At 60.2% G+C, this 13,135-nt stretch carries 14 protein-coding genes and 1 pseudogene; 8 read left to right on the forward strand and 7 right to left on the reverse strand.

What is annotated here, in order from left to right; all coding sequences use genetic code 11:
- Positions 1 to 110: pseudogene (locus TSB10GB4_RS03470) on the forward strand (IS5/IS1182 family transposase); the annotation flags it as partial.
- Positions 111 to 282: 172 nt separating this feature from the next.
- On the opposite strand, the gene TSB10GB4_RS03475 reads toward TSB10GB4_RS03470, so the two are convergent.
- The 3 genes from TSB10GB4_RS03475 to TSB10GB4_RS03485 are packed head-to-tail and all read right to left on the reverse strand — an operon-like array spanning position 283 to position 5,470.
- Positions 283 to 1,119, reverse strand: a complete 837-nt coding sequence (locus TSB10GB4_RS03475) for a phosphoadenosine phosphosulfate reductase family protein (protein ID WP_186394575.1) — start codon at positions 1,117 to 1,119, stop codon at positions 283 to 285.
- Positions 1,119 to 4,511, reverse strand: coding sequence for an ATP-binding protein (locus TSB10GB4_RS03480; protein WP_186394576.1), 3,393 nt, complete (start codon positions 4,509 to 4,511; stop codon positions 1,119 to 1,121). Before TSB10GB4_RS03480 ends, TSB10GB4_RS03475 begins: the two co-directional genes overlap by 1 nt.
- A complete protein-coding gene (locus TSB10GB4_RS03485) occupies positions 4,511 to 5,470 on the reverse strand; it encodes a DUF4007 family protein (RefSeq protein WP_186394577.1) in 960 nt (319 codons plus the stop codon). Before TSB10GB4_RS03485 ends, TSB10GB4_RS03480 begins: the two co-directional genes overlap by 1 nt.
- A 156-nt stretch (positions 5,471 to 5,626) precedes the next feature.
- On the opposite strand from TSB10GB4_RS03485, the gene TSB10GB4_RS03490 reads away from it, so the two are divergent.
- Positions 5,627 to 6,811, forward strand: coding sequence for a cysteine desulfurase family protein (locus TSB10GB4_RS03490; protein WP_186394578.1), 1,185 nt, complete (start codon positions 5,627 to 5,629; stop codon positions 6,809 to 6,811).
- A gap of 61 nt (positions 6,812 to 6,872) precedes the next feature.
- Here TSB10GB4_RS03490 and TSB10GB4_RS03495 read toward each other — a convergent pair whose 3' ends face one another.
- The 4 genes from TSB10GB4_RS03495 to TSB10GB4_RS03510 all read right to left on the reverse strand — a co-directional run bounded on the left by TSB10GB4_RS03495 (position 6,873) and on the right by TSB10GB4_RS03510 (position 9,155).
- A complete protein-coding gene (locus TSB10GB4_RS03495) occupies positions 6,873 to 7,451 on the reverse strand; it encodes a recombinase family protein (RefSeq protein WP_186394579.1) in 579 nt (192 codons plus the stop codon).
- Positions 7,452 to 7,563: 112 nt separating this feature from the next.
- Positions 7,564 to 7,749 carry a hypothetical protein gene (locus tag TSB10GB4_RS03500; RefSeq protein WP_186394580.1) on the reverse strand — a complete coding sequence of 62 codons (186 nt, stop codon included), beginning with the start codon at positions 7,747 to 7,749 and terminating at the stop codon, positions 7,564 to 7,566.
- Positions 7,746 to 8,309 carry an acyl-homoserine-lactone synthase gene (locus TSB10GB4_RS03505; RefSeq protein WP_244296462.1) on the reverse strand — a complete coding sequence of 188 codons (564 nt, stop codon included), beginning with the start codon at positions 8,307 to 8,309 and terminating at the stop codon, positions 7,746 to 7,748. Before TSB10GB4_RS03505 ends, TSB10GB4_RS03500 begins: the two co-directional genes overlap by 4 nt.
- Before the next feature lie 153 nt (positions 8,310 to 8,462).
- A complete protein-coding gene (locus TSB10GB4_RS03510) occupies positions 8,463 to 9,155 on the reverse strand; it encodes a LuxR family transcriptional regulator (RefSeq protein WP_186394581.1) in 693 nt (230 codons plus the stop codon).
- Positions 9,156 to 9,330: 175 nt separating this feature from the next.
- Here TSB10GB4_RS03510 and TSB10GB4_RS03515 point away from each other — a divergent pair, with 175 nt between their 5' ends.
- The 6 genes from TSB10GB4_RS03515 (at position 9,331) to TSB10GB4_RS03540 (ending at position 13,117) form a co-directional block, all read left to right on the forward strand.
- Positions 9,331 to 9,984: a ParA family protein gene (locus TSB10GB4_RS03515; RefSeq protein ID WP_186394582.1), complete on the forward strand. Its 654-nt coding sequence runs from the start codon at positions 9,331 to 9,333 to the stop codon at positions 9,982 to 9,984.
- Between the two features lies 1 nt (position 9,985).
- Positions 9,986 to 10,213, forward strand: coding sequence for a hypothetical protein (locus tag TSB10GB4_RS03520; protein ID WP_186394609.1), 228 nt, complete (start codon positions 9,986 to 9,988; stop codon positions 10,211 to 10,213).
- A gap of 276 nt (positions 10,214 to 10,489) precedes the next feature.
- Positions 10,490 to 12,085, forward strand: a complete 1,596-nt coding sequence (locus tag TSB10GB4_RS03525; RefSeq protein ID WP_186394583.1) for a type IV secretory system conjugative DNA transfer family protein — start codon at positions 10,490 to 10,492, stop codon at positions 12,083 to 12,085.
- 15 nt (positions 12,086 to 12,100) lie between these two features.
- Complete coding sequence (locus tag TSB10GB4_RS03530) at positions 12,101 to 12,460, forward strand: hypothetical protein (RefSeq protein ID WP_186394584.1); 360 nt, start codon at positions 12,101 to 12,103, stop codon at positions 12,458 to 12,460.
- Positions 12,461 to 12,539: 79 nt separating this feature from the next.
- On the forward strand, positions 12,540 to 12,791 hold the full coding sequence (locus tag TSB10GB4_RS03535; protein ID WP_186394585.1) for an AbrB/MazE/SpoVT family DNA-binding domain-containing protein: 252 nt from the start codon (positions 12,540 to 12,542) through the stop codon (positions 12,789 to 12,791).
- Complete coding sequence (locus TSB10GB4_RS03540; protein ID WP_041375362.1) at positions 12,779 to 13,117, forward strand: type II toxin-antitoxin system PemK/MazF family toxin; 339 nt, start codon at positions 12,779 to 12,781, stop codon at positions 13,115 to 13,117. The genes TSB10GB4_RS03535 and TSB10GB4_RS03540 overlap by 13 nt, the downstream gene beginning before the upstream one ends.
- The last annotated feature ends 18 nt before the right edge of the window (positions 13,118 to 13,135 follow it).

The following is a 13,135-nucleotide window of genomic DNA, read 5'->3' on the forward strand; positions in this document are numbered from 1 at the left end:
CCCGATGGCGACGCCTCGTGCGCGACTATGAGCAGCGCATCGACGTCTCTCATGCCATGATCCTCGTCGCCATGGGCGGAAACCTGCTACGCAGAACAGCTCATCCCTGATTTTCCAAACGGACTCTAACTGAGCCAAGGCATAATCATTTCTGCTCAAGTTATCGGGCGCCAAAATGACTTCAACGCGATACCGGCCAAGCTCATCGTTGGCTTGGTTTGCGAAATCATCGAGGATCTTGAAGTCGTCGTTATCCATTACCGGCATGTGCGTCCACGTTTCTTATTTATGGCATGCGAGGCAGACTTTCGCCTGCCCGTACAGGTCGTCGATATCCAATGGCTCATTATCAGGCCGAAGTGGGTTCGGCTGAAGCTTGGAGCGAAGACGTTCTAGGCGCAGGGCGTGATCCTGCCTGATCTGCTCAATGCGTTCTGGCCGCGATAGCTCTTCAAGGGATTCACCTTGGCTCCAGGTAAAAGGCGAGCCGTGCTCGACAGCGTTCTTCTCGTACGCTTTAGCGTCCTCGAACGCTTCAGGATGCACTTCCATCAAACGCACCCACTCAATCTTTTGCTGGAAGAAACAGAAAGTGCAGCCGCTTCGCGTGCGCCAGGCGTAATACGTTGGCAGCCCCAGCCCCGCAGCATCCAACAGCTCCAGAACGCCAGGTTTGTCGATGCCGGCGTCCTTGAAAGGCAGTCGGACCACCAGGTTGTCATGTTTTGAGGTGTAGCCTTCGCGGTATTCCTCATCTGCGCGAATGGCGACATAGCTGTAAACCTTCGTGCCCTCATCCAATATCGGCCGCAGCCAACGCTCGAATGGGCGGAGCTTTAGCTGGCGCGTACACCATCGGGTTTGAGGGGACGGCAAAAAATCGTTGTACTGCTTGAGCCAAAAATCGAAGTCTCGGTCCGGATTGAGCCGTAGGATAGGCTTCCCGAGGAAACCTTCAAGACGCCCGAGGTACTCGTAGACCTCCTCCAACTCCTTGCCGGTGTCGGTGAAGAAGTACTCAATGTCCAGCTCGGGATGGTTCTGACGCATGTACACGGCCAAAGCAGCGCTATCGCGCCCGCCGGATAGACCGAGGACGTGTTTCTCCGACGCCGCCATCAGGTCGAAGCCCTCCGCTTATTGGTATTCTTTGATTGGCTTGGCCTCGCCATGTACTGCGCACTGATTTCCGCCAACGCCGCGAGGATAAGATTGCGTTGCGTGGTGTCCGCCTGCTCCAATGCGGCTGTGACGCGCACGATCACATCCTCGATCGCGGAACGATCGGTATCCGCTACATGGAACTCCTCAAGGATGGGGGTCGGCCGGCCACCCTGCATTCCGATGACCACGGCTATGGCCTGCCGCTTATCCGGACGGCCTCTGACGCGCGCAAACGTCTCGGCGCGCAGGAACTGTTGGGCTAGGTCAGCCAAGTCGATGGCCGCCTTATCCAAGTCGGGATCAACCCAGTCTCTCGGAGGTTTATTCGCCGCAAGACTCGCAATCCCCTCGAAGCTCTCGTCGCTTCCATTGAATTGGGACAGGCGGCCGACGAAAGCTTCCAAACGGAAATCTCCTGCGAGCTGCCTGATATTCTCGGCTCGCTCGCGCAGGGCAGCCAATGCTTGCGGCGCGATGTTGGGCACTTGGAGCTCGCCAAGCATGGCGTCGCGCAGGTGATGAAGCATCGAGGGATAAGCCTGAGCAAGCTCCCCCAAACCCTGCCGCACTTCGGTCACAACTCTCTGAAGAGCCTGGTCGGTTGTAAGCTCACCCGCTCCAACCACGGCAGGCAGATCATCGAAGAGAAATTGGTTCGGATCGCGGGCGCGCTTGAACAAGTCGCGGACACGCAGCGCGTTGGGAGACAGGCGGCCGGTGCGCTTCGTCCACTGCGGAAGCTGTTCGTAAATACTGATGAGCCCCCTGGCCACGTCGATTGGCTCAAGGTGTATCGATCTATTTTCCGCTCCAAGATCACGAATAATTTCAGCCATCCGTGAGAGGAGCTTCTGGGCCATCTCCGACAGGTTCATCCGCCGAAGTTGAATGATGGTCGGGTCTTTCGAGAGATAGTCCACGTCTACATCGTCGAAACGCGAACGGAAAACACCGTCACGGTACACAGCAATGCTATCGCGCTGGGAAAGGATGAACGCCACGGCCAACACCGGCATCAAACCGTCTTTGACGCCGAACGGGGGCTGGCGCCACACGTTATAGATTTCGGAAACCTTGACGATCTTACCTTCATTCAACTGAATGAACTCGGAAGCCGCAGCCCAAATGGGGCCTAGCCCAAACTTGTCATCCTCCCCGCACGATGGCGCACGGAACTTCCACCCCTTACCATCCGCCGCATAAAGCCCCGTCGCCTCCAGGACGGAGGCAAACAATCCTCCCTCCGCCGGAAAGCCCTCTATCCCAAGGCGCGGTTGGCCTTCATTGATCACCATCTGGCGGAGAAGTGTGTTTTGTGCCGAGATGGCACTTGCCGACGGCTTCTGGCGGTTTAGCAACTCATTGTGGAGTTTGGGGCACTGGTTGAAGCGACGATGAGCAAGCTCGGACGCCAGACTATTCAGCTCGGCATGACGATAAGCCTTGGGCTCATGATGCTTGCGATACCAAAGGGCGCCGTCAAATGCCCTGTGCAACTCCAATTCGAGCAGACCTGTTACCGACGCGATGCGCGCGTCAACCTCCCTACGAGCGACGGGGTCACCTGCTAGCTCCGGATGGTTGTGGCGCACGCTGTCCAGCGCCAGCAGTTCTCGGGCGAAAGGTACTATCGACCACGACCGATTCGAGATGCCGACGACGACATCCCACTTATCGCTGTGGCGGGCAGCCTCACGGCAGAGCTTTCCGGCAACGGCTTCGGTCTCCCCTTCGCTGGGGATCGCCAGAAGGAATTGGCCGATGGCCCCATCGCGCGCTTCGTAGCTCGAAGCGAGGGCTGAAAGCTCGCGGAGCGGGCTGATGTTGACATCGAACCAACGCATCGCACCCGTTTCGTGATAATGGCGCTTGGCCAATACGGGCTGCAAGCCGGCGAGCACCTTCAATGCGGGGAAGTCAATCTCGTCGACTTCCTCAAGCGCCGCGCGCACCGCTTGGTCGATGTCGAAGTCGCTGCCGCCATAGATCGCGTGAGCGTCGAGAAACTTCTTGAAGATCGTAAACGACCATTTCCCGAGCTGTTCGAGCGCTTGGCGCAACGCCTTTTCCGTGATTGCCGGAAAACAGGCATGGAGCAGCTCGAAACTCGGCACCAATCCGGAGCGTTCCTTGAAGAGATCGACAACGGCGATGGTCTTGAGCAACTGGATATGCAAGGCGTCCCCGCCGATGGCTTCGCAGCGCTCCAACGCCTCGGCAGCAAGCGCCCATCGGTGTCCATCGGGCGACGCAAGAATGGACGGCTCCAGGTTGGCCCGGAGGTAGTCCCAAAGCCGGTCCGGCCCGTAGAGGGTATCGTCGGCCGAATGGTTCACGAAATCCTGGAAGCCATGCGGCTCAGCCGAGTTAAGGAAGCCGAAAATGCTTCGCTGGTTCTGGCCGAAGCGCCGCCGCGAGATGGGACCGAGGAGACAAGCGACCACCGGGTGCAGCGGCCAGCAGTTCTCCAGCATCGAAGCAAGGCTCTCGGCTTCGACCGGCCGGCCGCCGCGCGCTAACGACGCAACGAGCTGGGCAGCCTTACCGGGTTTGCCGGGGCGGCGGTCCGACTCAATCGCGCGTGAGATAAGGTCTATCTGCTCTTCGCCGGCCGTGTTTACGGCAAGGTCGATGTAACGGCCCTGGACCTTGGCCCATTCGTCGCGCATCTCTCGGGAGAGACGGTGCGCATACTCTTCAAACGCCTGATGGAGGACGCCAACGATCAGAAGGCGCCCTTTGCTCCTGGCAGCCAACTCTGCGAGTTGCTGGAAAACGTAGATGTCCGACCCTTCTTGGGCAGCCCCCTCTAGGAACTTACCCATTTCGTCCACAAAGACGACAACGCCTCCGTGACTCCTGGGATTTTGGGCGGCAGCTTCCGTAATGGCCTTGATGAGCTGGATTTCGGTCCAGCCGCCGCGTGGTTGCCGATTGACCAAACCGGCGGCGCTTAACGCCTCTCCAATGACCCGAACAGGATGCTCACGCCTTCCGACAACGGGAATGATCCGCCATCCCTTGTTTCCGGTCGGCAGCGCACCCCAAACGGCATCCGTAACTTTGCGGCCGAAGACTTTGGCCGCTTGCTTCTGTAGCCCGGGGTTTCCATTCAGGAGCGCGGCCAGCGCGACCACCAGACTCGACTTACCGCTGCCGTAAGGGCCGGTCCATGTGAACGCGCCCTGCCCTGTCTCGGATACGTGCTTGGCCATGGCCAGCAGAACGTCCGCAGATGTCTGAGGACAGATGAAGCCTTCAAGCGCTTTGGGATCGCCCAAATCCGTGTCAATGCGGATGGCACGAAGGAAGCGGCGGGCAATATGGATTCTGTCCTTCAACAACATCAAGCCGCCTCCTGCCGTGCAGACGCGGCGTAGTCCATGTCGATGTAGGATATGGGATCGGCAACCGTCCGCCTCGCGTCGCGCACCACCTGCCTCAAGCCGGTTGCCTCCGACCACCTCAAAGCGCCGCGCGTGGCGTCGTCCAACTCCGCCAAGCGGTCAGCAACATCGTTCTCGTCCAGGAGGAAAACTCGGCCAGGCCCACCCGGCTCGTGAGCGATGGCATCGAACGACAACGTAGCCGCCGATGAATGCCGGGACCAGAAATCGAGCAGGGCATAGACGAAGACGCCATTGCCCAACGTGGACTTCGGGCCACGAACGAAGCGGAAATTGTCACGCTTGCCAACCGCCTTGATCAGCCCCAACTCGGTCAGTGGGGACTCTAGAGCATCATCGTTGCCAGAGCGCCCGGTCGGGCGCTGTGCAACATAGGTGCGGACGAAGCAAGCGACATCGTTCTTGATGGTCGCGCCCGCCACTCTCATCCACGCACGATCCTTGGCGAGGCGCTCAAGCCCCTTAGCAAGGCCGTCACGATCAAAAGTGATGGCGGGAAAATGATTGAAGGCCCAAAACCACGTCGTCTTCGCAGGCAAGGCAGCCAATTGCCAATGGCAAAGCCACAACGTGGCGGGGTGCTCCATGTAGGGATCGAGGCCATCCGGCCCAAACAGCTTTCGACCAAGCCCCGCAGTATGGATGACCTGCGAACCTTGAGGCTCCTCGATAATGCCGGTCGCCGTCGCCCAATGGCGCATCGAGGCAACCATGTTTTTGCCGACGCCGAACCGGGCGATGGCATCATCCCCCAAAAAAACGCTCTTATTCTCCTCGCCGCCTTCCGTCTCGGCAACGGCGTCGAATGCCTTTTTCAACCACCCATAGCGCAGGGGGAATGTCTCGTGGCCCGAGAACTGATGCTTGTAGTCGTCTTCAAAAAGTGGCCCCCTTGCCATCGCCGCCCCCTTTCGGCACCTGGATGATTCCTCCAGGTCGACAATATCGCAGCGGATGTGGTAGGGTCAATTAAAAGCTGGAGGAAGGCTCCAGAAACAGGGGGAGCGGCTGCGAGGGCCTGCCTCGCCTCTCAACTCCTAGGGGTTTGAATCTGAATGAGGGTCGGCAACACGATCTATTTGGACCATCAAGCGACCACGCCGACGGATCGCCGCGTCCTAGAGCAAATGATGCCGTTCTTCGCCGATGCGTTCGGCAACCCTCACTCTGCCGATCATATCTTGGGATGGAACGCCGCTCAGGCGATTGAGGCTGCGGCGAGCAACGTCGCCGCCCTCATCGGTGCGGATTCGGATGAGATCGTGTTCACATCCGGCGCGACCGAAGCCAACAATCTCGCTCTCCTCGGTCTCGCTCAAAGCGCCGTGAACGGAAAACGCAATCGCATTCTCGTCAGCGCCACCGAACACAAGAGCGTTCTCGCCACAGCCCGAGAAATACAACGGCGGCTTGGCTTCACAGTGGAACTGCTTCCCGTGGATGTCGAAGGCGCTCTTTCATTAAAGGCACTCAAAGATAAGTTATCTGATGATGTTCTTCTTGTCTCTATCGCACTTATAAATAATGAGATTGGTACTATTTCGGACATAACAATAATTCACGAATTGTTGACAGAATTTGGCGCAGTTTTCCATTGCGATTGTGCGCAAGCACCGGGAGTCGTTGACTTAAAGATGCTTTCCGAGCACGTCGATATGGCAAGTTTGTCAGGTCACAAAATGTACGGACCCAAGGGCATTGGGGCTCTCTTCGTTCGTCATAGCTTGCAAGATCGCCTTCATCCGATCATTCACGGTGGCGGACAGCAACGGTACCTGCGTTCCGGGACGCTTCCGACGCCACTATGCGTAGGCATGGGTGCCGCAGCGGAGATTGCTCGGTCAACTGTTGCCGAGGTTACTCCTGTGTTGCGCCGGCGGCGGGATCGGCTGGTCAACGGTCTCGGCCGATTGCGGTGGAGGACGGCACTGAATGGTCCCGATCTCGCAAACCGGCATCCAGGCAACGCCAACGTTCGATTTGATGGCTTCTCCGCGAGCGACATCTTGGCAGCCCTTCAGCCGAAGCTCGCCGCCTCAACGGGTTCCGCATGCACGAGCGGCATCCCGGAACCGTCGCATGTACTACGAGCGATTGGGCTTTCGGCCGCGCAAGCGGAGGCATCCATTCGCTTTAGCGTCGGGCGACAAACGACTGATCAAGACATTGAGGACGCCATCGATCTTATTGACCGGGCTCTCTCCAAGCTTGTGAGTGGCGGCATGGAAGTGGCTGTCTAACAGATTCGGCTATTGTCGCCTCGCGGTTCTCTCTCCCAAACGTAATGCGTATCTGGAACCGCTACACCATGCCTTCGCTGATCGCGCTGCGTCCACCCGGAAGCTGACGATAAAGGGTCGCTGGCGAGACACCGAGCTTCCTGGCTACGTCGACGATAGTGATATCCGGATCGCGGAGCATACTCTTGACAATCGCAAGGTCCTTGTTGGTCAAGCTCCGCGGCCTACCGCCCTTGCGGCCTCGGGCGCGAGCCGCTTCCAACCCCGCCCTTGTGCGCTCGCGGATCATGGCGCGCTCGAACTGCGCCAAGGCGGCGAATACATGAAACACGAGCATGCCACCGGCGGTGGTCGTGTCGATGGTTTCGGTGAGGGAGCGGAAGCCCATGCCCTTCGCCTGGAGAAGCTCCACCGTGTCGATGAGCTGGCGCATGGACCGGGCTAGGCGGTCGAGCTTCCAAACGACAAGCGTGTCGCCGGGCCTCATAAAGTCGAGCGCACGCTGAAGCTCGGGGCGGTCGCGCTGCGCACCGGAGGCAGTCTCGACGAAGACGCGTTCGCACCCCACCGCCGCAAGGGCGTCGGTCTGAAGCGTCAGATTTTGTTCTGCGGTAGATACACGGGCGTAACCAATATTCACTCTCTCAAAATCCGTAAATTGAACTCAGCCAGTGTATCAGATTTCGATGCACAGTTCTGAGAAATACAGAAGGGCGGAAACACATTCCGCCCTTCTCAAAACATTTGCACCATCAACAACGGTCGTTTTTGCGAGGTAGTTCTACAGCCTCCAACGCTGCCGCCGTCTCGTCGAATCCGCTGCGACGGGCTTCGTCGGCGAGATACCGGATACACCACGCGAGCCGATTGGCTTCAATGCGGGACGGATGCTCACCACTATGCGGCGAGGATGCCGGCCATTCGGTATCGTGCGTCATGCCGCAACCCTTTCCTGACGAAGCTCGGCAAGGTTGGCGATGACGGAGCCCGTCGCGCCGGCACGCTTGCGTACACGCGCCAGATATTCGGGCGATACCTCCAACCACTCGGCCGCCGCCGTGTCGGTGCCGGTCTCCATGGTCCTGCCAAGGCGGATGGGGTTCCAGCCGGCACGGCGCATGATCGGCTCCATGCGGATGTCGGACACCGACACATAGGCGCGGAGCCCGGTGAACAGGCCGAACTCCAGCATCCCGGCCATGAGGATGGCCGCGATATTGCCCGGAGCGGTGGCCTGGTCGGCACAGAAACGGGTGCTCTCCCAGATGTCATGGGCGCGCGGCATGTCGGCGTCTACCAGGTCGGGAAATACGTCGGCCAGCAGATACGGGCCTGTCGTCGGCAGGAGCCGCGTGCAGGCGTTCACACGGCCGTCCGGCGCAGTGTGAACCAGGTAATGCGCGTCGGGCAGGTCGAACTGGTCGAGTTCCAGCCCGTTGACGACGGTGACATCCCAGCCAAGCCGCTCCCGGAAGACGCTCCGGCGGAGCTGATGCATGGACGCGAGCGCATCCCAATGCAGGTGCGCGTTCTCTTTCGATATGATGTGAAGCAATGGCTTCCCTCCCAAATTGTTTGGGAGCATTCAGCCAGAGATTGCGCGCACTGCCATCCTGTGAACCGTCACAGGTTACTGGCGAGTAAAGCGGTTTCACGGGGAAATCATGCCTTCCATGATGGCCTTGACGACCGCATGGTAGACATTGGTCACGCCCATCTTGGCGCGGACGTTGTCGAGGTGGAAATAGACCGTCCGGGCAGAGATGCCGAGGATGCGGGAGGTTTCCCAGGCGGACTTCCCGGCCGCAATCCACAGGAGACATTCGCGCTCCCGTCGCGTCAGGCTGACGGTGGTCCGGCCTGAACGGCCAAGGGCGAGAAGTTCGCGGGCGTGGTTGTGAAAGGCGAGTGACATCAGGTGCACGTCCTGGCCGACAGTGGACATCAGCCGGGTGAGGCCGTTCGCGCCGTGATCGGACACCATGGATGCCATCGCGAGCGAACCGCGGGCGCCGTGGATCGGAATGCCGACACCCTCGCCCAGCCCGAACTCGGTCGCTTCGGCAAAGAGCCGGGCCTGTTCGGGCGACGGCTCGATACCAAAGGACATGGCGCTCCAGGTGAAGGGAGCTACCTGCGACGGGCCGTTCAGGATGACGGGATCGACACGGTGATAGCCGTTGTCGATGTAGTGGCTGTACCAGGCGTCGGGGAAGGTGGTCAGGATGAGCGGCTTCTCGTCCGGTAGCGCGTCCGTGCGAATGACCTGATACGCCCACTCACGGAAGCCCAGATCCCAGAGCGATTTCGAGAACGCGACCTCAAGCGACGCAACGTCCTCCACGTCGCGGATATGATCCAGAAAGCCGATGACGGTCGATCGAATGTCCTGACGTTCCTCTCATGTGAATTGGTGAATACTTATGAAGTTGAACGAAAATTCGTGAATTAACGAAATGTGTATGTCATCATTTCTGTAATTCGTCATAGCCCAGAAACAAGAACAAGAAAGGATGGACATGACTCTTTTCATCGGAACCATCTCCCAGAAAGGCGGCGTCGGCAAAAGCACGCTGGCGCGGCTGATCGCCCGCGAATACGCGCTTGCCGGATGGAACGTGAAGATCGCGGACCTCGATATCCAGCAGGGCACCAGCTTCAGTTGGCAGGCGCGGCGCCTTCAGCGCAGCGTCGAGCTGGTGGTCGCGGTCGAACGCTTCGGCACCGTCGGCCAGGCCGTGAAGGCGGCGGCCGGATACGACCTGATGATCCTCGACGGCCCGCCGCACGCGACCATGGGCACGCACCAGATTGCCGAGGCCAGCACGCTCGTCGTGCTGCCGACCGGACTCGCGCTGGACGATCTCGAACCGACCGTGCTGCTCGCCCATGAGCTGACCAAGAAAGGCGTGCCGGCCGACAGGATCGCCGTCGCCTTCTGCCGCGTCGGCGACAGCGAACCCGAACTTGCGGAGGCCAGCGCCTATGTGCGGCAGGCCGGATACCGGCATCTGACGAACGTACTGCCGGAGAAGACAGGCTTCCGCCGGGCCAGCGACGAAGGCCGCGCGCCGACGGAAACCCGCTTTGCCTCCCTCAACGAACGCGCGGCGGCCATCGCCCAGGAGCTGGCCGACATCATCCAGACGCGCACCGACAGGGAGGCGGCATAGGATGACGAAGATTCTCCCTCCCCGTCGCAATGGCAAAGGTCTGCCGCCCGCACCGATGCAGGTCGTGCACAATCTCGACCGCGCGGAAAGCGGCGCCCAGAAGCCGCTCAACTTCAAGGTCAGCCCGGAGTTTCACCGCGAGTACAAAGCCTACGCGGCTGTGCACGGCGTCTCGATGGTGGACCTGCTGCGCGAAGGCTTCGATCTGGTGAAGCAGCGGCGTGGATGACGAAATAACACAAGGACGATTTCGTCATATAGAGAAATGATGACGGACTACAACCTGTGAACATTCACAGGTTATGTAAGCCGCATGCAATTCCGATATGAAACACAGGAAGGCGTTGCCGACCCCCTGGGAACAGTCACACTGTCTGGAATGTGCTGAAGAGGTCGGCAACACTTCCATTATTGTCTCAATCGAGACGAATTACCACACGTCAGCCAAATAAATCGGCACCCGTTCCATAAGCCCTTGGGAACAGTAAACACCAAGGAGTGTGCTATGGGACATTTTCGTCTGCTATGGCGTCTCGCCAGATTCGCCCTATTCGAGCTACCTATCTGCCTGCTGATCGCGGCGCTGATGTGGGCTCTCATCGACAACCTCACCGTCGGCACCGACAGGCTGCTTGTGCTGGGAACGGCGGGAAGCATCGCCTTCGCCGGCATCCTCTTCTTCGCCTATCGCCTCTACCGCCGACCGAGCGACGCGCACGGCACGGCCGCGTTTGCGACCCCGGCCGACATCGGCCGCGCGGGCCTGCGGTCACGGGGCGTCATCCTCGGCAAGAAGGGCGGCCGCTTCGTCCGCTTCGACCGGCCGGGCCACCTGCTGACCTTCGCGCCGACCCGCTCGGGCAAGGGCGTCGGTGTCGTCATCCCCAACCTGCTCGACCATCCGGGCTCGGTGGTGGTGACGGACATCAAGGGCGAGAACTACCGCATCACAGCGCGACACCGCGGCACGCTCGGGCCGGTACATGCGTTCGCGCCGTTCGATCCCGAGATCGAAAGCGCCTGCTACAACCCGATCGAGTTCATCCGCGCGGGCACGGTCAACGACGTGGACGATGCCCGGCTGATTGCAGAAATGATCGTCGCGCCTGAAAACCATGAGCCGAACCACTGGGAGCGTGAGGCACGGGTGCTCGTCACCGGCCTGCTGCTTCATATCGCCCATGACCTGCCGCCCGGCCGCCGGAACCTGCGCGAGCTGCGGGTCCTGCTCATGCGGTCGCGCGGGGGCTTTGACGGCGTGCTCGCCGGCATGGCCGATGCCAAGCACCCCATCGTGCAGCGGATCGCCCAAGGCTTCTCGCAGAAAGAGGACAAGGAGCGCTCGGCCGTCATCTCGACGGCGCAGACGCGCACGGAGGTCTTCGACAGCCCCCAGCTCGGGGCGATCACCAGCCGCTCCACCTTCCGGCTGGAAGACCTGAAGAACGGCGTCATGTCGGTCTTCCTGATCATCCCGCCGGAGTACGTCTCCGTCTATCAGCCCTTCCTGCGCCTGATGGTGGGCCTCACCACAGCCGCGATGACGCGGAACAAGCGGATACCTCGGCATCCGGTGCTGTTCCTGCTCGATGAGCTACCGGCGCTTGGGCCGATGCGGCCGATCGAGGACGGTATCGGCTACCTGGCCGGCTACGGGGCGCACCTCTGGCTGTTCGTCCAGGACCTCGACCAGCTCCAGAAGACCTATCGCAAGTGGCGCTCGATGATCGCCAACTGCGCGGTGCGGCAAGCCTTCAACGTTCAGGACGATCAGACGGCGCTGTTGCTCTCGGCCATGCTCGGCCAACGCACCGTGAAGGTCTCCAGCGGCGGCAAGAGCGGGCGGTTCCCATGGCTCGGGCTGGCCTCGAACTACAGCGAGCAACACAGCGAGATCGGCCGGCCGCTGCTCGCGCCGTCGGAAATCATGCTGCTGCCGGAGAGCTGCCAGTTGCTGTTCGTGCAGGGCTGCCGGCCGATCCTCGCGCAGAAGCTCCGCTACTTCGAGGAGCGCGCCTTCAAGGGGCGCTGGACGCCCTGGCGTATGGAAGCAGCCGGGGACGATCCCGGTGCGCTCATCTCCGCCGACATGATGAAATAACGAAAGGATGAAAGAATGAAATCGTTCAATCACGATATTGGCGGATATGCCTTCTTGGCGCTTCTCCTCGCCGCAGTGTGGGCTATTCCGCTAGCAATGTTCCTGCACCGCGATGCGCACGGTCACACAATGGAACTGCCGCGTTGCGACGAAGCGCGCTCTCTGGATCAGGTTCGCGCCGCGCTCGAAGAGCAAAACGGCAGCGTCGTTCTTGGCCTCTACAACGCCACGGAAGCTCGCGCCGACAGAAACACCGACATCCGACGCTGTACCGCAATCGCGGTCACGGCCAAACGTGAGACCGTCGTCGGCTTTTCAATCGGCTGGCACGACCGCCGGAACGGCATCCCCTTCTGGACGGGGGATGGGCTGTAGCCTCTTGGACGGGGACTCTCGAACCATTGACATGTTCGACCATAGTAATTACATTGTGATTACATAGGAGGATACAGCAATGAAAGTGAACCTGGTTCCGATCGGCAATTCCAAAGGCGTGCGGATTCCAAGCTCGGTCATCAAGGAATGCGGCTTCGGCGAGCAGATCGAGATGCGCGTCGAGCACGGCATTGTCGTGCTGGCGCCTGCCCGCCGCACCCGCGATGGCTGGGACGGCGCGTTCGCGAAGATGGCCGCCGCCGAGGACGATGCCCTGCTTATCCCCGATACGATGGAGCATGACTGGGACAAGGAGGAATGGGAGTGGTAGCGGATGTCCGGCGGTACGACGTATATCTGGTCAACCTCGACCCCACACTGGGGTCAGAGATCAAAAAAACCCGACCTTGCCTGGTCATCTCGCCGGACGAAATGAACCGGCACATCCGGACGGTCATCATTGCTCCCATGACTTCCGTGCGGCGGGACTACCCGAGCCGTGTCGATGTCACCTTTCAGCGAAAGAAGGGACAGGTGGTCCTCGACCAGATACGGACCGTGGACAAGGCGCGGCTCGCCAAGCATCTCGGGCGCCTGCCGGAGCCGCGTTGTCGCGAGGTCGCCGACCTTCTTCAACAGATGTTCGCCTACGAATAATCGGCCAGGAAATGCAGA

The organism is Stappia sp. TSB10GB4, assembly GCF_900185745.1.
Taxonomy (GTDB): domain Bacteria; phylum Pseudomonadota; class Alphaproteobacteria; order Rhizobiales; family Stappiaceae; genus Stappia.

What these genes read in the sequence shown, in the direction of transcription:
- TSB10GB4_RS03475 (WP_186394575.1), bottom strand. Translation starts at nt 1,119, where the DNA reads ATGGCGGCGTCGGAGAAACACGTCCTCGGTCTATCCGGCGGGCGCGAT.
- TSB10GB4_RS03480 (WP_186394576.1), bottom strand. Translation starts at nt 4,511, where the DNA reads ATGTTGTTGAAGGACAGAATCCATATTGCCCGCCGCTTCCTTCGTGCC.
- TSB10GB4_RS03485 (WP_186394577.1), bottom strand. Translation starts at nt 5,470, where the DNA reads ATGGCAAGGGGGCCACTTTTTGAAGACGACTACAAGCATCAGTTCTCG.
- TSB10GB4_RS03490 (WP_186394578.1), top strand. Translation starts at nt 5,627, where the DNA reads ATGAGGGTCGGCAACACGATCTATTTGGACCATCAAGCGACCACGCCG.
- TSB10GB4_RS03500 (WP_186394580.1), bottom strand. Translation starts at nt 7,749, where the DNA reads ATGACGCACGATACCGAATGGCCGGCATCCTCGCCGCATAGTGGTGAG.
- TSB10GB4_RS03505 (WP_244296462.1), bottom strand. Translation starts at nt 8,309, where the DNA reads ATGCATCAGCTCCGCCGGAGCGTCTTCCGGGAGCGGCTTGGCTGGGAT.
- TSB10GB4_RS03515 (WP_186394582.1), top strand. Translation starts at nt 9,331, where the DNA reads ATGACTCTTTTCATCGGAACCATCTCCCAGAAAGGCGGCGTCGGCAAA.
- TSB10GB4_RS03520 (WP_186394609.1), top strand. Translation starts at nt 9,986, where the DNA reads ATGACGAAGATTCTCCCTCCCCGTCGCAATGGCAAAGGTCTGCCGCCC.
- TSB10GB4_RS03525 (WP_186394583.1), top strand. Translation starts at nt 10,490, where the DNA reads ATGGGACATTTTCGTCTGCTATGGCGTCTCGCCAGATTCGCCCTATTC.
- TSB10GB4_RS03530 (WP_186394584.1), top strand. Translation starts at nt 12,101, where the DNA reads ATGAAATCGTTCAATCACGATATTGGCGGATATGCCTTCTTGGCGCTT.
- TSB10GB4_RS03535 (WP_186394585.1), top strand. Translation starts at nt 12,540, where the DNA reads ATGAAAGTGAACCTGGTTCCGATCGGCAATTCCAAAGGCGTGCGGATT.
- TSB10GB4_RS03540 (WP_041375362.1), top strand. Translation starts at nt 12,779, where the DNA reads ATGGGAGTGGTAGCGGATGTCCGGCGGTACGACGTATATCTGGTCAAC.